General features: G+C 69.4%; 9 protein-coding genes and 1 tRNA gene. 6 read left to right on the top strand and 4 right to left on the bottom strand.

The features are described from left to right. Positions 1–364: 364 nt before the first annotated feature. The gene (locus tag EBN03_RS17365) at positions 365–1,729 is read right to left on the bottom strand and encodes an MFS transporter (RefSeq protein WP_122189062.1); all 1,365 of its coding nucleotides are present in this window, start codon (positions 1,727–1,729) and stop codon (positions 365–367) included. Between the two features lie 129 nt (positions 1,730–1,858). On the opposite strand from EBN03_RS17365, the gene EBN03_RS17360 reads away from it, so the two are divergent. Further along, positions 1,859–2,740: a LysR family transcriptional regulator gene (locus tag EBN03_RS17360; RefSeq protein WP_122189061.1), complete on the top strand. Its 882-nt coding sequence runs from the start codon at positions 1,859–1,861 to the stop codon at positions 2,738–2,740. 672 nt (positions 2,741–3,412) lie between these two features. On the opposite strand, the gene EBN03_RS17355 is transcribed toward EBN03_RS17360, so the two are convergent. Further along, positions 3,413–3,488: transfer RNA gene (locus EBN03_RS17355), tRNA-Arg, on the bottom strand. Positions 3,489–3,959: 471 nt separating this feature from the next. On the opposite strand from EBN03_RS17355, the gene EBN03_RS17350 reads away from it, so the two are divergent. After that, positions 3,960–5,594 (top strand): long-chain fatty acid--CoA ligase, encoded by a 1,635-nt coding sequence (locus EBN03_RS17350; RefSeq protein WP_158675657.1) that lies wholly within the window; start codon positions 3,960–3,962, stop codon positions 5,592–5,594. Positions 5,595–5,889: 295 nt separating this feature from the next. Next, the gene (locus tag EBN03_RS17345) at positions 5,890–6,720 is read left to right on the top strand and encodes an SAM-dependent methyltransferase (RefSeq protein WP_122189059.1); all 831 of its coding nucleotides are present in this window, start codon (positions 5,890–5,892) and stop codon (positions 6,718–6,720) included. Between the two features lie 44 nt (positions 6,721–6,764). On the opposite strand, the gene EBN03_RS17340 is transcribed toward EBN03_RS17345, so the two are convergent. Continuing rightward, the gene (locus tag EBN03_RS17340) at positions 6,765–7,157 is read right to left on the bottom strand and encodes an SCO5389 family protein (protein ID WP_122189058.1); all 393 of its coding nucleotides are present in this window, start codon (positions 7,155–7,157) and stop codon (positions 6,765–6,767) included. Positions 7,158–7,214: 57 nt separating this feature from the next. Then, entirely contained in the window at positions 7,215–8,261 is a 1,047-nt protein-coding gene (locus EBN03_RS17335; protein WP_199742830.1) for a nitronate monooxygenase, read from the bottom strand. A 255-nt stretch (positions 8,262–8,516) separates the two neighbouring features. On the opposite strand from EBN03_RS17335, the gene EBN03_RS17330 reads away from it, so the two are divergent. The 3 genes from EBN03_RS17330 to EBN03_RS17320 all read left to right on the top strand — a co-directional run bounded on the left by EBN03_RS17330 (position 8,517) and on the right by EBN03_RS17320 (position 17,965). Continuing rightward, positions 8,517–9,368 (top strand): M23 family metallopeptidase, encoded by an 852-nt coding sequence (locus tag EBN03_RS17330; protein ID WP_233608437.1) that lies wholly within the window; start codon positions 8,517–8,519, stop codon positions 9,366–9,368. A 50-nt stretch (positions 9,369–9,418) separates the two neighbouring features. Next, positions 9,419–10,396 (top strand): helix-turn-helix transcriptional regulator, encoded by a 978-nt coding sequence (locus EBN03_RS17325; protein WP_122189056.1) that lies wholly within the window; start codon positions 9,419–9,421, stop codon positions 10,394–10,396. Positions 10,397–10,624: 228 nt separating this feature from the next. Continuing rightward, positions 10,625–17,965: a non-ribosomal peptide synthetase gene (locus EBN03_RS17320; protein ID WP_122189055.1), complete on the top strand. Its 7,341-nt coding sequence runs from the start codon at positions 10,625–10,627 to the stop codon at positions 17,963–17,965. Positions 17,966–18,118: the final 153 nt, after the last annotated feature.

Below are 18,118 nucleotides of genomic sequence, written 5' to 3'. Positions count from 1 at the left end.
GTACTCATCGAGCCGTTCGAGAGCCAGGCGCACGGCCTTCTCGCGGACCTCGGGCGGGTAACGCTTCGACATGATGGAGACCATCTTCCTCAAAAGTAGGAAGCGGTCCCAAATCCGTGACGGTTCACTACGGCACATAACCGCTGGTAAAGCTTGAATCAACTCAGGATTGGACCGGCTCAGGAGCCAGACTGCGCACGCTCCCACGAGGCGTTCTCGTGGGAGCGTGCTTCGCTGCGGCCGCGGTGGCCGTCACCCTGCTTCCGATGCCGACGGCCGAGCCCGTGGAAGCCAGCGGGGTGATGCGGGGGCTGCCCACGCCGAACCTGCCGCCTGGGAACCCGGGATCGGGCGTCGACCGGGGTCAGGACGCGGGTTGGCGGTGGTAGCCGAACACGATCAGGGCGATTGAGCAGGTCACTGCGGAGAGCAGCAGCGCCCAGCCGATTCCCGTGGTGACGAAGGCGCCCATGATCGCCACACCCAGGGTCGCGCCGACCTGCCGGACGGCGTTGAGCAGGCCACCCACCGCGCCGGCGGTGCCGAGCGGGGCGGCGTTCACGATCGAGGCGACCAGCGAGGGTAGAGCGAAGGAGACACCGAAGCCCGACAGAAGCAGGCCGAGAGCCAGGACCGGATAGCCCGCCGAGGCGAAGATGGCGAGGGCCAGCAGCGCGCCGCCGACCGTCAGCAAAGACAGTCCGGCCAGGATCAGCAGGCGAGCTCCGAGTCGGGCCGCGACCTTGCCCACAAAGGGCGGTATGACGGCGAACGGCACTGTCAAGGGCAGGAACGCCAGCCCGGTTTGCAGTGGTGTCAGATTGCGCTGTTGCTGTAGGAGCATCGGCAGCACGAACAGTCCGCCGGCGAGCGCGAAGTTCACCGCTGCCCCTGCGAGCAACCCTGCCCGCACCCGCGACGACCGCAGCAACAGGCGGTTCAATACCGGTGCGGCACTGCGCCGTTCGAGGATCACGAAGACGATTGCCGCAACGATGGTGCCTGCCACCGACCAGGCGGTGTGATGCCACGACTGCGATCCGGCCGCGATCAGTGCGTCGGTGCCCAACGCCAAGGCCACAGCTCCGGTCAGCTGGGCGGACCAGTCGATATCGCGGTCTCCACGAGCGCACATCACTGCTGTCCCCGACGTCATGGCCAAAACCACCAACGCGATGGGCACGTTGACGAGGAAGATCGAACGCCACCCGGCCAGACCGACCAGTGCGCCACCCATGATCGGGCCGGCCGCGACGGCCGCACCGCTGATCGCCGCCCAGCTCGAGATCGCCTTCGCCCGCACGGCGGGCTCAGGGTATAGCTGGGTGATCATAGCCATCGACGCGGGCACGGAAGCGGCCGCGGCGACGCCGAGCAACACCCGCAGCGCCACCAGCACCCACAGACTGGGCGCTACGGCGCTCAGCAGCGAGGCCAAACCGAAAGCCGTGATACCACTGCGGAATACCCGATGCGCGCCGTAACGATCGGCCACCGCACCGGCGGACAGCAACAGTGCCGCGAACGCGACCGTGTAGCCGGTGGTGGCCCACTGCAGGCCCGCGATGGAGGTACGCAGGGACGCTACGAGGTCGGGTTCAGCCACCGACAGCACCGTCATGTCCAGCAACACCATGAAGTATCCGAGTGATATCCCGAGCAGGGCACGAGTGCGCCCGGGGTATGAGACATCTGGCGAGGTGATCGCCCGTGATTCGAGAATGCTCATCTGGAACAACTACTTCCATGTGATCGGCTTTGACCTGATCAACTCTGCTCGGCTCGGTTGACCGACTCCACCGGCTGAGCCGCACGCAGCGTTCGGAATATCCGAATGCGCGGACGACGTTCTGGGACCATGGAGTTACGTCAGCTACGGACCTTCGAAGCAGTTGTGCGCCACCGCACGGTCACTGAGGCCGCGATCACGCTCGACCTCGCACCGTCATCGGTATCGCAACAGATCCGAACCCTGGAGCACTCGCTCGGGGTACGACTGTTCGCCCGTGATCCCAAAGGCATGCAGCTCACCGCCGCAGGCGAACGCCTACGCCCATGGGCAGGACGCCTGCTCGAGCAAGCCGAACTGGCCGAGCGCGACGTAAGGGACCAGCGCCCGATCCTGCGGTTGGGTGCGCTGGCAAGCATCGCGGGAGTCTATGTGCCGCAAGTGCTTGCGCGATTGGAGCAACGCCGCCCCGATATCGAAGTCGACGTTCACGCCGATCAAGCCCGCAGCGGACTACTCGCGGACGTGGCCGGCGGTGCCCTGGACGCGGCCCTATTTCTCGATTCCGGGGAAGCAGTCGGAGATCTCGGCTTTCCCGTACCCGACGCAGCCCTTGACTTCCTCGATCTCGACCCGGTCCCGCTGGCCCTCGTTGCCGCACCCGGTCACCGATTGGCAGGCAAGGCCACTGTGACACAGCCTGATCTCGCTGGTGAACGCCTGCTGGTCAATGTGCCCGAGTGCTCGTTCAGGATGGCGGCCGACAAGAGCCTCGGGCCAGGTCTCAAACGAGTCAAAGCCGGCGCGGTTCCGGTCATGCGTGCGTGGGCCGAGCGGGGGCTCGGAATCTCACTTCTCCCCGAGTTCGCCGTCGCAGACAGTCTCGACCAGGGAAACCTCGTCCGACTGGGCTTCTCGGTCCCCGACCTCAGTCTGCGCTTGGCGTGGCGACCGGACCAGGAATCCGTGCCAGGCATGCGCGAGGTCCTCTACGCCGCCGCCCAATCATGATTCCGCCGAATGTAACCAACAGTCGCCGGGTCCTCGAGGGGCCGTCACCCGCTTCACCTACGACGACGCACCGGCCGGTTCGGGTGGCCGTAAGGGCGAATTCCGAGACCGCATATCGGTGAGTTCCGAGACCACCGCGGCGGCTGGCATCGGCGAATCCTGACACCGGGGTGCCGCAGGATGTCGTACCCGGCTGGCCTTCCGCTGCTGGTCAGTGAGCCGGAGGTACCGGCGGGGTCGACTGGCCGGGGTGACCTCGAAATTTACCGATACGACGCTGGGCGATCTCGAGATTCACCGATGAACGGTCTCGTGATTCACCGATGGAGCCAGTTCGGGTGTGGTCAGCTCTGGGTCCTGTCGAGCGGGGTGTGGCGGTTGGCGGGCTGACCGTGTCTTCCGAGGTCCGGTATGTCGGTGGTGCGGAAGGCGAGCGGGTCGCCGCGGCGCAGGCGAAAGCGATTGCTGCCCTGTTGGGGTGGGCAGGCGGGCTGCTTCGGGGATGGCCGGTCGTTGGTTTCGGCGAGTTGCTGGGCCTGCTGCCCATGTTTTGTGGTTCTTTGGGAGACCCCGTCCCTGTCCCGGGGCAACCGTTTGACCTGCGCGTTTCGGAATCCGGAGACGAGGTGGGTGCCCGTCATGCCCTCTGAACTGCGCAAACGTGTCGCAGGTTGGTGCCCCCGGCAGGAATCGAACCTGCGGCCTACCCTTTAGGAGAGGGTCGCTCTATCCCCTGAGCTACGGAGGCGGACCGGGTCAGATTACCGGGTCGGCGGGGGTGGGGGCCACTTGCTGGTGGGGGTCGGGCGGGTCGGGGTGGTGGCTGTGGGCTGTCTCACACAGCGGGGCGGCGGTGGACGTGCCGCCTACGCGGTGTTTACCCTGTTGCCGAGCATTCGCCCTGGGGTGGGTGCTCGGGGACTGCTCCGGGGGAGACGCGGCGGCCGGTGCCTCGGGTCGGGAGCGGTGTCGCCGACCCGGGCGGGGTGGCCGGCGAACAGGGCCGCGCGCGGTGCGGGTGAGGAGCACCGCGCGCCCTTGCCCCGGTGAGTTCGCGGCGTGGCCGAGTGCCTTGGTTCGGGCGACTAATCGCAGGTGGTGCAACCTGTCGACCCAAATGTGCGGCTTGTCGACATTCATTCGGACCGGGTTCGGGAACCACGCGATTCCGATAATCTTCGTGACGAACCGTCCGTTCGCCGAAGGAGTAACCCAGCCGATGATGAGCACGATGCAGGACGAGCAGCTGTCGCTCGCGACGCTGTTGCAGTATGCCTCGACGTTCCGTGGGGACTCCACGGTCTCGACGTGGACCGGCGACGGTGTGCGCACCATGACGTTCCGGGAGATGGGAGCCGAATCGGCGCGGCTGGCCAACGCGCTGCGCGGTCTCGGGATCGGGGTCGGCGACCGGGTCGGCACCTTCATGTGGAACAACAACGAGCACATGGTCGCCTACGCGGCGGTGCCGGCCATGGGCGCGGTGCTGCACGCGCTGAACATTCGGCTGTTCCCCGAGCAGCTGGTGTTCGTGGCCAACCACGCCGAGGACCAGGTGGTCATCGTCGACGGTTCGCTGGTGCCGATGTTCGCGCAGTACCTGCCGAACATGAAGACGGTGCGGCACGTCATCGTCGCCAACGGCGACGCCGCCACGCTCACCGCGCCCGACGGCGTGCAGGTGCACTCCTACGCGGAACTGCTTGCGGCGCAACCGTCCACCTACGACTTCCCGGTCGTCGACGAGCGGTCGGCGTCGGGCATGTGTTACACCTCCGGCACCACCGGCGACCCCAAGGGCGTCGTGTACTCGCACCGGTCGAACATCCTGCACGCCATGCAGGTGATCTCGCCCAGCGGTATGGGTTACAGCGAGGCCGACACCGTGCTCGCGATCGTGCCGCTGTTCCACGCCAACGGCTGGGGCCTGGTGTACGCGGCCATGCTGTCGGGCGCCAATGTCATCATGCCCGACCGGTTCCTGCAGCCCGGCCCGCTGCTGCAGCTGATGGACCAGCTGAAGCCGACCTTCGCCGCCGCCGTCCCCACCATCTGGGGCGGGGTGCTCGCGCAGTTGCAGGCGCAGCCGCAGGACATTTCGCACCTGCGCTCGGTGGTCGTCGGTGGTGCCGCGGTGCCGCCGTCGATGATGCGCGCCTTCCAGGACAAGTACGGCGTCAAGCTGCTGCACGCGTGGGGCATGACCGAGACCTCCCCGCTGGGCAGTGTCGCGCACGCCCCGCACGGGCTCGAAGGCGAGGAGGCGATGGCCTACCGCATCACGCAGGGCCGGTTCCCGGCGTTCGTGCAGGCCCGGATCGTCGCCGACGACGGCAGCGTGCTGCCCAACGACGGTGTGGCCGTGGGTGAGCTGGAGGTCAAGGGCCCCTGGATCACCGCCAGCTACTACGCGCCCGGCGGCGGCGAGGTCGACCCGGACAAGTTCGACGACGGCTGGCTTCGCACCGGCGACGTCGGAAAGATCACCCCGAACGGGTACCTCACCCTGGTCGACCGGTCCAAGGACGTGATCAAGTCCGGCGGCGAGTGGATCTCCTCGGTCGACTTGGAAAACGCGATCATGGGTCATCCGGCGGTGGCAGAGGCCTCGGTCATCGGTATCCCGGACGAGAAGTGGGACGAGCGCCCACTGGTCGCGGTCGTGCTGGCGCCCGGCGCCACCGCGGAGGCCGCCGAGCTGCGCGAGTTCCTGACCGACAAGTTCGCCAAGTGGCAGCTGCCCGACTCCTGGGCCTTCATCGACGAGGTGCCCAAGACCAGTGTCGGCAAGTTCGACAAGAAGCGGCTGCGGGCCAGCTACGCCGACGGTGAGCTGAATGTGGTCAAGCTCTAGTTCGGCTGTGTAGCACAGGCTTTCGCGTTCCGTCCCCGGATCCGGCTCGAACCGGTCCGGGGACGGTGTGTTTCCGGCGCCGGGCGACGGGTTTCCGGTGCGGCGAGCAATCCGGCCGAAAACGTTGGGCAGACCGCTCGTTTCGGTTCCTCGGCCCTGCTATCCGGAATATTCTGTCCACGCGACGCGCAGTTCGACTCGCCACCGGGGGTAAGGGCCGGCGGCGGGACGGGTCATCCGGCTTCGGGTGAGGGGGCGCGAGAGATCCGTGAGCAGCTCGTAGAAAGCAGTCAGCATGTCCGACAGCGACACCCGGGCAACATCCCGGCTGGTCACCGAGGTGGACACCTCCGTCCCGCACGAGGCTCGGGTCTACGACTACTGGCTGGACGGTCGCGACAACTATCCCGCCGACCGGGCGTTGGGTGACGCCATCGCCGAACTGATCCCGGCGATCGCGACGATGGCCCGGGCCAACCGCGCGTTCCTGGGCCGGGCGGTGCGGTACGTGATCGACGACCTGGGCATCACCCAGTTCCTCGACATCGGTACCGGGATCCCGACCGCCGGCAATACCCACGAGATCGCCCAGCAGCGGTTTCCCGCGTCCCGGGTGGTGTACGTCGACCGGGACCCGGTGGTGCTGGCCCACGCTCGCGCGCTGATGGGCGGCACCACCGAGGGCGCCACCGCGTTCATCCACGCCGACGTGTCGGACCCGGATTCCGTCCTCGGCCACCCGGCGCTGCGGGAAACCCTGGACCTGGACGAGCCGGTCGCGATCATGCTGGTCGCGATACTGATGTACTTCCGTCCCGCGGACAATCCGCTGCAGATCGTCCAGCGCCTACTGGACGCGGTCCCGCCGGGCAGCGTGCTCGTGATCACCCATCCCACAGCGGATTTCGACCCCCAGGCGATGGCCTACGTGGTCCAGACCTCCGAACAGTCCGGCATCCCGTTCCACCCGCGCTCGAAGACGGAAACCGAGGCGCTGTTCGCGGGAACGCAGCTCCTGGATCCGGGCGTCGTACCGGTCGTGACCTGGCGCCCGGACGTGCTCTCGGGGCACGCCCCCGCCGACTCGGCCTGGTACTGGGCGGGTGTGGGAATGAAGCAGGGTTAGAGGGATCGCCCCGTTCCGCCCGGGCGGGCGGAACGGGGCGTTGCTCAGCAGTTGCGGAGTTCGGGGCTCTGGTTGAGGAGTTGGGCGCGGGTGGAGGTGAAGCGGGTGTAGGTTTCGCCGCCGACCGCGGACAGTGGGAAGGCCGCTACGCGGTGGCAGTTCTGGAAGGCGAGCTTCACGCCGAAGTGGCGTTCCAGGCCGCCGCGGATGGCGTCGGAGGCCAGGGCGCGCAGCAGTTGGCCCCGGGCCGTCTCGTCCGGCGGCGGGATCTCGTTGTCGGCGAATTCGGCAGTGCCCGAACGCAGTTCCTCGGCGACCCGGCTCACCACCTCGTACGCGTAGGGCAGCGAGGTGCGGACGCAGTCGATGAATTCGGCGTCGCTTACCTCGCCGGCCTCGGCGCGTTCGAGTAGGGCGGTGGGGACATCCAGTGACATAGCGCGCTCCTCGCGGGACGGCGGACAGTGTCACTGAATTCTAATCGGAAACGCTTGTCAATAACCCTGAATCCGTCGTGAAATGGCAAGCCGCAGAGCATCATCCGCCTCGGCAGTCAGCCGGCGAACCAGTTCCCCGGCCGGCTCCGCCGCCGTCAGCTCGTGCACTTGGCCCGCCCAGAGATTGACCGCGTCGGGATCGCCCTCGGCTCGAGCCCGCTGCCGCAACGGCCCGGTGGCGTAATGGATTTCGGGGTAGGCCGCGGGCGCGTCCGGATGCTCGGCGACGAACCGGTTCAGCAGCCCGCGCGCCCGGCGGCCGGAGAACGCCCTGGTGAGTGCGGTCGGCGTCGGCGTGGTCAGCGCCGCGCGGTGCATGGGGGAGGTGCCCGCCTCCGGGCAGCGCAGAAAGGCGGTGCCCAGCTGGGCGCCGTGCGCGCCCGCGACCAGCACGCCCGCCACGGCCGCCCCGGTCCCCAGGCCGCCCGCCGCGACGATCGGCGTGCCCGGCACCGCCGCGGTCAGCAACTGGACCAACGCCAGCGTCGACAGCGGGTCGCACACGTCGTCGGCGGGCCGGTCGGCAAATGTCGCGCGGTGCCCGCCCGCCTCGGCGCCCTGGGCGATCAGCACGTCGGCGCCCGCTTCCCGGGCCTGGCGGGCCTCCGCCGCGCCGGTCACGGTCACCCAGCACTCCGTGCCGGCCGCGCGCAAGCGCGCCACCGCGGCCGGATCGGGGCAGCCGAACGTGAACGAGACCACGGCCACCGGCTCCGCGACCAGGAGTTCCAGCTTGGCGTCCCAGTCGTCGTCGTCGAATCGTGGCTCACCCAAAGGGAATTCGCGCCCGAGTTCGGTCAGATACCCGGCGAATCGGTCCGGCGGCGTGGAAATGCCCGGAACGAACAGGTTTACCCCGAACGGCGCGGCGGTACTCCCGCGTACGGCGGCGATCTGCTCTGCCACCGTCGCCGCCGGGAGATATCCGGCGGCGAGGAATCCGAGCCCGCCTGCCGCGGACACGGCCGTAGCGAGTGCGGGTGTGGACGGGCCGCCGGCCATGGGGGCCAGCACGATCGGGGCCTGCAGGTCGTCGAGGATCACGTCGATTCTCTAGCACGAAGTACGGACGGAGGTTTATCGGGGATCGCAGAACGATGCTCACGAATGTGGCCGATCAGATCGGGGTTCGGCGCGGATGACCAGCTTTTTCGAGTTGAAGGTTGCGGAATGATCACGATGGAGTACAGTTTGCGTCACGGTAGATGCCGAATCGTTATCTGTACCGCAGCCACCACCTCGATGAAGATTCGGCAGCCGCCATATCCGGAGCCCGTTGATCGACGCGAGGACAGCATCTTGCCGCAGCACCGAGAAACCTCGAGTTCCGTAGCCGTCGCGGACCTACTCCGCGCGGGCGCCGCCGACGCCCCGAAGCGGACCAGCCATCGCGCCCGGCCGCGCACGGCCGACCGGCTCAAGCTCGCCGCCAGCGGTGCCGTCGCCACCGGCGCGCTGGTCGGTACCGCCACCCAAATCGCCCACGCCGCACCGATTCTGGTCGGCGGCGGTCACGACGGTGCTGCGGCGCAGGAGAAGTCGTCGACCACCACCGCGAAGGGTTTCGATCAGCTGCTGTTGCCGCTGGCCGCTCCGGCCCCGGCCGCACCCCTGGTCGAGTCGGCACCGGTTCCGGCGCCGATGCCGGTCCCCGCGCCGTTCGGCCTGCAGAACCTGCCGCCCGAGGTGGCCGGTCCACTCGCGCAGGCCGAGGCGGCGATAAAAAATCTGCAACGCCCGCCACTGGCGGTCCGGCCGGTCTCCGGGCAGGAGAGTTCCCCGTTCGGATCCCGTTGGGGCGCTTTCCATTCCGGCATCGACTTCGCCGATCCCATCGGTGAGCCGATCCACTCCGTCGCGAGTGGCACGGTGATCGACGCCGGCCCGGCCTCGGGCTTCGGCCTCTGGGTCCGGGTCAAACAGGACGACGGCACGACAGCGGTGTACGGCCACGTCAACGACATTCTCACTCAGGTCGGGCAGCGGGTGAACGTAGGTGACGAAATCGCCACCGTCGGCAACCGCGGCAACTCGACCGGACCACATCTGCACCTGGAAATCTGGGATGCGAACGACAACAAGATAGATCCGGAGCCTTACTTGGCCAGCAAGGGAGTCGTCCTCACACAGCAATGGGGGCCGGCACAGTGATCGTGGCAGGACCGGTGGTCGGGGGCGAACTCGGTCTCCGTGGAGTTAACGTGACGGGATTGTACGAACTATTCGATTCGGGGTCGCTGCACGGCAGGGCGTATGCCGCTCTCGTCCAACATCCGCGCTCCGGCGCGGCCGAACTGGCGGCCATGCTGGGCAGCTCGGCCGAGACCGTGGAGGCCGCCCTCGAGCGGCTGTGCGAGCTGCAGGCCGCGGTGCGCATCGACGCCGGCTCGACCGTCGTGTGGGAGGCGTTCGCGCCGGAAGCGTTGTCGGAGGCGGAGTCTCGTCGCCGGCAGCAGGAGACGGCCCGCATGCACGCGGCCGCCGCCCAACTCGGCGAGGTGTTCCGTTCGGTGCGGCGCTCCGAGCGCGGCGACGGCACCGTCGAACCGATCTACGAGACGCGTGAGCTCGTCGCGGTCTACGAGGAGATGCAGCGGTCGGCCCGCACCAGCGTGCGGGTGATCGAGCGCGGACCCTACGTCACCGAGGGCGCGGCCGCCGAGCGGCTGTTCGAGCTGAAGGCGGCTCGGATCGCGTCCGGTGTGCGCTACCAGACGCTCTACCAGGACACCGTCTACCAGGACCCGGACCGGCTGCGCTTCGCGCTGGCGACCAACGCCGCCGGCGCGCAGGCCCGCACGCTGCCCGACCCGCCGCTGAAGGTCATCGTCAGCGACGGCGAGCGCGCCAGCCTGATGCTGCACAACGACGAGCGCCGCGGCGACCCGATGGGGCTGCGGATCGGCCCTTCGCCGCTGCTGGACACCCTCACGCGGACCTTCGACGTGCTGTGGGCGCTGTCCGCGCCGATCTCGGTGAACCCGGCCGAACCGCTCGACGAGCGCGACCGCGCCATCCTCACCCTGATGGGTCTGGGCGCCACCGACGACACCATCGCCCGGCGGCTGGGCATGTCGCGGCGCACCGTGGTCCGCCGTACGGCGAGCCTGCTGGAGCGGCTGGGTGCCAGCACCCGCTTCCAGGCGGGCGTGCAGGCCATGCGGCGCGGCTGGCTCTGATCCGAAATACCCGAAGTGGGCCGGTTCCTTGTGAACCGGCCCACTTCTTTGTCCGCATTGTCGCTCGGGCGTAGCGGAACAGCCTTTTCGGTCGATGAACAGGTGCGCCTACGGGCCCCTAATATGATTACTCGGCGTGCGCCAGGGGTGCCGAGGAGCGCATCGCCGGAGCCGCCGGGGGGCGCGGGGCCGCGCGGATCCGCTTGGACGAGAGGTGAATGTACGCGAATGGAAAGTGTCCGCCGCTCCGCCCGAAGTACCAGTCGCCGCCGTCGCGCCGGAAGCCCGTTGTTCGGGCAATTGCTCACCGCCGCAGTCGAATCCGCCGCCGACGCGGAGGCCATCCGGTTCGGTTCCGCCGACCCCACCCTCGCCCGGACCCTCACCTACCGGGAACTCGACGAAGCATCCTCCCGCCTGGCCCGCCGCCTGCTGCAGCACGGGGTCGGGGCCGGTGACGTGGTCGCCGTCGGAATCGCCCGTTCCATCGAATCGGTCCTGGCCGTCTGGGCGGTAGCCAAGACCGGCGCCGCGTACGTGCCGGTCGACCCGAGCTATCCGCCCGAGCGCATCCGCTACATGCTCTCGGACTCCCGCGCCTTGCTCGGTGTGTCGATGTCGGCCCACCGGGCGGCCTACGGCACCGATCTGCCCTGGGTGGTGCTCGACGACCCGCAGACCGCGGCCCTGATCGCGGCGATGCCCGCGCATCCCGTCTCCTACACCGACGGCATCCGCGCGATCAGCGACCTGCACCCCGCCTACGTGATCTACACGTCCGGTTCCACCGGCCGCCCGAAGGGTGTCGTGGTGACCCATGCCGGGCTGGCGGGCCTGGTGGCGTCGGAGCGGGAACGGTTCGGAGTCGCCCGCGGGAAACGGGTGGCGCACGTCTGCTCGCCCAACTTCGACGTGTCGGTGCTGGAACTGCTGCTGACCTTCACCACCGGCGCCACCCTGGTGGTGTGTCCGCCGAAGATCTTCGGCGGCTTCGAATTGGCGGATCTGCTGGCCCGCGAGGCGGTCACGCACATGCTGATCACCCCGGCCGCACTGGAATCCGTCGACTCGGCCGGACTCGACGCGCTCGAGGTCGTCATGGTCATCGGTGACCGGTTCGGCCCGGAACTGGTCGCCCGCTGGGCCCGCGGCACCACCCGCTTCTACAACAGTTACGGCCCCACCGAGGCCACCATCGCCGCCACCTGCGGCGACCCGCTGCTCCCGGGCGGGCCGATCCATATCGGCACGGCGATACCGGGTTACGGCGCCTTCGTCCTCGACGGGCGGCTGCGGCCGGTGCCGGCCGGTGTGGTCGGCGAACTCTATCTCTCGGGCGCGGCACTGGCCCAGGGGTATCTCGGCCGGCAGGCACTGACCGCGGAACGGTTCGTGGCCAACCCGTTCGGCGCCGACACCGCCGCACCGGGCACCCGGCTGTATCGCACCGGTGACCTGGTGCGGCGCAACGCATCCGACGGCAATCTGGAGGTCATCGGCCGCACCGACTTCCAGGTGAAGATCCGCGGCTTCCGGATCGAACTGGGCGAGATCGACAATGCCCTGACCGCCCACCCCGACCTGGACTACGCCGTCACGCTGGGCCGCGAATTGCCTTCGGGCGTAACCGCACTGGTGTCCTATGTGCTGCCCCGACCCGGCGCGATGGCCGAACCGGCCACGCTGGCAACCTATCTCGGACAATCGTTGCCCGCGTACATGATTCCGCAGTCGATCATCGTGCTGGACGAGATCCCGCTGACCCCGGTCGGCAAGCTGGACCGGGCGCGGCTGCCCGAACCTTCTTTCGCCGCACGGGAATTCCGCGCCCCGGCTACCCCGGTCGAGGAGATCGTCGCCGACGTGTTCGCGGCACTGCTGCTGTCCGGTGCCGACCGGGTGGGCGCCGACGACGACTTCTTCGAACTCGGCGGCAACTCGCTGCTGGCCGCCCAGGCCGCCGCCCGGCTCGGCGCCGCGCTCGACGCGCGCGTCCCGGTGCAGCTGTTGTTCGAGGCGACCACGGTGGCCGCGTTGGCCGAGCGGCTCGAATCGCACGCCGGCGCCGGCAGCAGCGGCGGCCCGCGCCCGATGGCGCGCCCGGACCGCATCCCGCTGTCCTACGCCCAGCAGCGCATGTGGTTCCTCAACCGGTTCGACCCGGGCAGCGCCGTCGACCACATCCCGGTCGCCCTCCAGTTGCGCGGCGAACTCGACATCGACGTCCTGCGTGCCGCGATTCGTGATGTGGTGGAGCGGCACGAGGTACTGCGCACCGTGTACCCCGAACTCGACGGCGAAGGCTACCAACTGGTGCTGCCGATCACCGATTACTGTGTGGTACAGCAGGTTCCGGTGATCGACGGTAGCCGCGAGCGGCTCGCGGACCTGGTCGCCGAGACCGTCGGCGCCCCGTTCGACGTCACCGCCGGCCCGCCGCTGCGGGTGCGGGTGATCCGGATCGGCCCGCGCGAACACGTACTGGTCTGCGTGGTGCACCACATCGCCGGCGACGGCTTCTCCATGGCGCCGCTGACCCGCGACGTGATGACCTCCTACCTGGAACGCCTGCGCGGCGGCGAGCCGCAACGATCCCCGCTGCCGGTCCAGTACGCCGACTACACGCTGTGGCAGCGCGAGGTGCTCGGTTCCGCGGACGAACCAGAATCGATACTCAGCCAACAGATCTCGTTCTGGCGTGACCAACTCGCCGGGATGCCCGAACAATTGGATCTGCCCGCCGATCGTCCCCGCCCCGTCGTGGCGTCGCACGCCGGCGGGCTGCTGGAGTTCGAGATCGACGCCGAGGTGCACGCCCGGCTCACCCGGCTGGCGCACGAGCACGGCGCCACCCTGTTCATGGTGGTGCACGCCGCGCTGGCGGTGCTGCTGGCCCGCCTGTCCGGCACCCGCGACATCGCCGTCGGCACCCCGATCGCCGGCCGCGGTGACGCCGCCCTCGACGACCTCGTCGGCATGTTCGTCAATACCGTGGTGCTGCGCAGCGAGGTGGCCCCGCAGACCCCGTTCGACGAGTTGCTGCGCGCGGTCCGGGCCACCGCCATCGCCGCGTTCGGGCACGCCGACCTGCCGTTCGAGCGGCTGGTCGACCTGCTCGAGCCCGCGCGGTCGGCGGCCCGGTCGCCGTTGTTCCAGGTGGCGCTGACCTTCCAGAACCTGGCGCCCGCCGCGCTGGAACTGCCCGGGCTGGAAGTCCGGTCCCTGGACACGGGCGTGCCGATGGCCAAGTTCGACCTGCAGTTGTCGGTGGTGGAGCAGACCGCGGCCGACGGTGCGGCGGCCGGTATGGCCGCCTCGTTCAGTTACGCCACAGAGCTTTTCGACGCGGCCACCGTGCAGGACTTCGCCGACCGGTTGCGCCGTGTGCTGCGCGCGGTCGCAATCGACTCCGGGGTGATCGTCGGCGATATCGACGTGCTCGCGCCGGGGGAGCGGGACCTGCTGCTCAGTGCCTGGCACGCCGAGGGTGTGCCGGTGCCGCCGGTCACCCTGGTGGATCTCGTTGCGGCGCAAGCGGCCCGGAATCCCGGGTCGGTCGCCGTCCGCTGCGGGGACACCACCCTGAACTATGCCCGGTTGCAGCAGGGCGCCAACCAGGTCGCCCGCGCCCTGATCGCGCAGGGCGTCGGGCCGGAATCGCGGGTGGCCGTGGCGATTACGCGGTCAGCGGAGCTGCCGGTGGCGCTGCTCGGCGTGCTGGTGGCCGGCGCCGCCTACCTGCCGATCGACGTCACCTACCCGGCTCAGCGGCTCGAGTTCATGCTCGGTGACGCGGCACCGGCCTGCATCCTGACCGGCACCGAACTGCTGACCGCGTTGCCCGCCACCGACATTCCGCTGGTCCTGCTCGAGGAGACCGGCAACTTCGGTGACCGGCCGGTCACCGACGCCGACCGGCTCGCCCCCCTGCGACCCGATCACCCGGCCTATGTCATCTACACCTCTGGTTCGACCGGGGTGCCCAAGGGCGTCGGTGTCACCCACGCGAACGTGCTGGAACTGTTCGCCAACACCCAGTTGCTGTTCGAGTTCGACGAGACCGACGTGTGGACCGTGTTCCACTCCTTCGCCTTCGACTTCTCGGTCTGGGAACTGTGGTGCGCGCTGGCCACCGGCGGCGCGGTCGTGGTCGTCGACCACCTGACTTCCCGTGCACCGGAACAGTTCCGGGAGCTGCTGGTGCAGGAACAGGTGACGGTGCTCAACCAGACCCCGTCGGCGTTCTACCAGCTGGCCGAGGCCGACCGGACCGCCGGCACCACCGGGCTGGCGCTGCGCTACGTGATCTTCGGCGGTGAGGCGCTGGATCTGCGCCGGCTGCGGCCCTGGTACGAACGGCACCCGGAGCGGGCGCCGCAGCTGGTGAACATGTACGGCATCACCGAGACCACGGTGCACGTGTCGTTCCTGGGCCTGAGCGAGGAGCTGGCGCAGACCTCCGCCAGCGTGATCGGCCGGGCCCTGCCGGGGCTGGGCACCTACGTCCTCGACGAACGGCTGCGGCCGGCGCCGGTCGGGGTGGGCGGCGAACTCTACATCTCCGGCGCCCAGCTGACCCGCGGCTACCTGGGCCGGCCGGGCCTGACCGCAACGCGCTTCGTGGCCAACCCCTTCGGCGCGCCCGGCTCGCGGATGTACCGCTCCGGCGACATCGGCCGGTGGGCCGGGCACGGCGGTGAACCGGTCCTCGAATACGCCGGGCGCACCGACCATCAGGTCCAATTGCGTGGATTCCGAATCGAACTCGGCGAGGTCGAGGCCGCCCTGCTGCGCCTGCCGGGCGTCAGCCAGGCCGTGGCACTGGTCCGGCCCGACACGCTCGCCGGCGACCGGCTGATCGGTTACGTAGTACCGGAATCCGGCGCCGACCCGCTCGATCCGGTCGGGATACGCACCGCCGCGGGGGAATTCCTCACCGGCTACATGGTCCCGGACATCGTGGTAGTACTCGACGCGCTGCCGTTGACACCCAACGGGAAACTGGACCGAAAGGCGCTGCCCGCACCGGAATTCGGTTCGGTGGTGACCCATCGGGCGCCCGGCACCCCGATCGAGCAGGCGGTGGCGACGGTGTTCGGCGGGCTGCTCGGGGTCGCCGAGGTCGGCCTGGACGACGACTTCTTCGCCCTGGGCGGCAATTCGCTGTCGGCTACCCGAGCCGTCGCGCGAATCAACGAGGCGCTCGACGCGGCTCTCACGGTCCGCGAACTGTTCGGTGCCTCGACCGTGGCCGCGCTGGCCGCCCGGATCGTCCCCGGTGCCACGCCCGCCGCGCGGCCGCAGCTGACCCGGATTCCCCGCCCGCACACCGGCACGCCGGGGCAGCCCGGGTTCCCGCTGTCGCTGGCGCAGCAGCGGATGTGGGTGCTCAACCAGCTCGAACCCGAGTCGCCGGCCTACAACATTCCGCTCGCGATCCGGCTGATCGGCACACTCGACGTGCCCGCGCTGCAGCAGGCCGTGGCCGACGTGCTGGAACGGCACGAGACGCTGCGCACCCGCTATCCGGTGGTGGTGGCCGGCGGCCTGCCGTACCAGGAGATCCTGCCGGTCAGCGAGGTGCTGCCGGAAGGTGTTCCGGTCGTGGCGGCCACCGATCCGGTCGCGCAGATCACCGGGCTGGCCGGTGCCGGCTTCGACGTGACCCGCGAGGTGCCGGTGCGAGCCGTACTGCTGGCCGCGCCCGGTGGCGGCGAACACGTGTTCGCGCTGGTGCTGCACCATATCGCCGGAGACGGCGCGTCGTTGGTGCCGTTGGCCCGGGATCTGATGACCGCCTATGCCGCTCGCGCCGCCGGTGGTGAACCCGGTTGGGCGCCATTGGAAGTCCAGTACGTCGACTACGCCGTCTGGCAGCGCGCCACGATCGGCAGCGACGCCGACGAAACCTCCGTCGCCGCACAGCAACTGAACTTCTGGCGCGGCAAGCTACGAGGCCTGTCGGGCACCGGGCTGGTGCTGCCGGACCGGATCTTGCCGGCTGTGCCGTCGATGCAGGGCGCAGCTCTCACCTTCACCGCCCCGGCAGCCGTGCACGAGGGCATGATCCGCATTGCCCGCGAACACAATTCGTCGCTGTTCATGGTGGTGCACGCGGCGCTGGCGGCTCTGCTGGCCCGCCAGTCCGGCAGCGCCGACGTGGTGATCGGCACCCCGATCGCCGGTCGTGGTGAGCGCGCGCTGGATCCGATGGTCGGCATGTTCGTCAACACCCTCGCGTTGCGTACCGCGGTCTCGGCGGCCGACACCTTCGACACCCTGGTGGAAACCGCCCGCGACGCCGACCTGGCCGCGTTCGCGCACGCCGACCTGCCGTTCGAACGGGTCGCCGAGGTCGTCGCACCAGGCCGGTCCGGCGACCGGAATTCGCTGTTTCAAGTGATGTTGACCTTCCAGAACAACGAACGACCCACCCTGGAACTGCCCGGCCTGCGGGTCGAGGCGGTCGAGACCGATTTCGTGGCCGCCAAATTCGATCTGCAGATCGGTGTGGAACCGCGGCACGCCGCCGACGGCACCCCCGGTGAACTCGCGATGGTCCTGGCGTACGCGACCGACGTCTTCGACGAGGCCACCGTGCGGGCCGTCGGCAGCCGGTTCGAGCGGGTCCTGGCCGCGGTGTCCGCGGACCCGCAGATCCTGATCGGCGCCATCGACCTGCTCGACGAATCCGAACGGGCCCGGCTCGAGGCCGAGCCGATGGCGCCGGTCGAGGCCACGACCACCACCATCGGCACCGCGCTGGCCCAGGCGCTCGCCGCGGCCGTGGAGGACGACCCGGAGGGTCCGGCCCTGGTGGTCGGCGAATCCGTGCTCGCCGACTATCAGGAACTGGACGCGCGATCGTCCCGGCTGGCCCGGGTGCTGATCGGGCGCGGGTGCGGCCCCGGCGTCGGTGTCGCGGTCCGCGCGCCGCGCGGGCTGGACGCCGCGGTCGCGGTGTGGGCGGTGCTGAAATCCGGTGCGGCCGTGGTGCCGCTGGCCGAGGGCGGGCGGTTGCCGGCCGGACTGGAGGTCAAAGTCGGGCTCACCCTGTCGGCGAGCACCGCCGGCCAGGTGCCGAGCGTCGACTGGCTGGTCCTCGACGAACCCGCGGTCCAGGCCGAAGTGGCCCGCGAATCGGCCCGCCCGGTCACCTACGCCAATCGCACCCGGGCGCTGCGCGGCGCCGACCCGGCGTTCGTGGCCGGATCCACGCTCACCTACGACAAGCTGGCCGCCGCCGTCGACCGGCTGCGGCGCGGTACCGAACTCACCTTCGAATCCCGCTGCTACCGCGAGGGCCCGGACGACTCACCGGCCGCGCTGCTGGAGATCGTGGCCGCCGGCACCACCGGCGCCGCCCTGGTCCTGCCGGTCGACAACAGCGCCACCGGACTCGGCGCGGAGTGGATCACCCACCTGTTCGCGGACGAGGCCGCACTGGACCGCTGGGACCCCGAACCGATGGCGGATCTGCAGGCGGTCGTCGCCGAATCAGGTGCTCGAGCCGAATTCGGTTCCGCTGTGGTGGAATTGCTCGAGGATCTGTTGCCGGGCGCGAACTGACCCAGATTCGGCGGGCACGAGGGCGGCCACACGCACCGCCCCCATGTTGTGCCGATCACGCTCCGGTATCGCAGAATGGGGTCCGGTATTCCTGTTTCGGCGGTTGAATACCTGGGTCGATGATGTAGGGCGGTGCCTTGTCGGCGCCGGCAC

The organism is Nocardia stercoris, from assembly GCF_003696265.1.
Classification (GTDB): domain Bacteria; phylum Actinomycetota; class Actinomycetes; order Mycobacteriales; family Mycobacteriaceae; genus Nocardia; species Nocardia stercoris.
Note: the sequence above shows the minus strand (reverse complement) of the source record. Positions and strands in the feature narration are given on the sequence as shown.

Coding starts and splice junctions, on each gene's coding strand:
- EBN03_RS17365 (WP_122189062.1), bottom strand. CDS start 1,729: ATGAGCATTCTCGAATCACGGGCGATCACCTCGCCAGATGTCTCATAC.
- EBN03_RS17360 (WP_122189061.1), top strand. CDS start 1,859: ATGGAGTTACGTCAGCTACGGACCTTCGAAGCAGTTGTGCGCCACCGC.
- EBN03_RS17350 (WP_158675657.1), top strand. CDS start 3,960: ATGATGAGCACGATGCAGGACGAGCAGCTGTCGCTCGCGACGCTGTTG.
- EBN03_RS17345 (WP_122189059.1), top strand. CDS start 5,890: ATGTCCGACAGCGACACCCGGGCAACATCCCGGCTGGTCACCGAGGTG.
- EBN03_RS17340 (WP_122189058.1), bottom strand. CDS start 7,157: ATGTCACTGGATGTCCCCACCGCCCTACTCGAACGCGCCGAGGCCGGC.
- EBN03_RS17320 (WP_122189055.1), top strand. CDS start 10,625: ATGGAAAGTGTCCGCCGCTCCGCCCGAAGTACCAGTCGCCGCCGTCGC.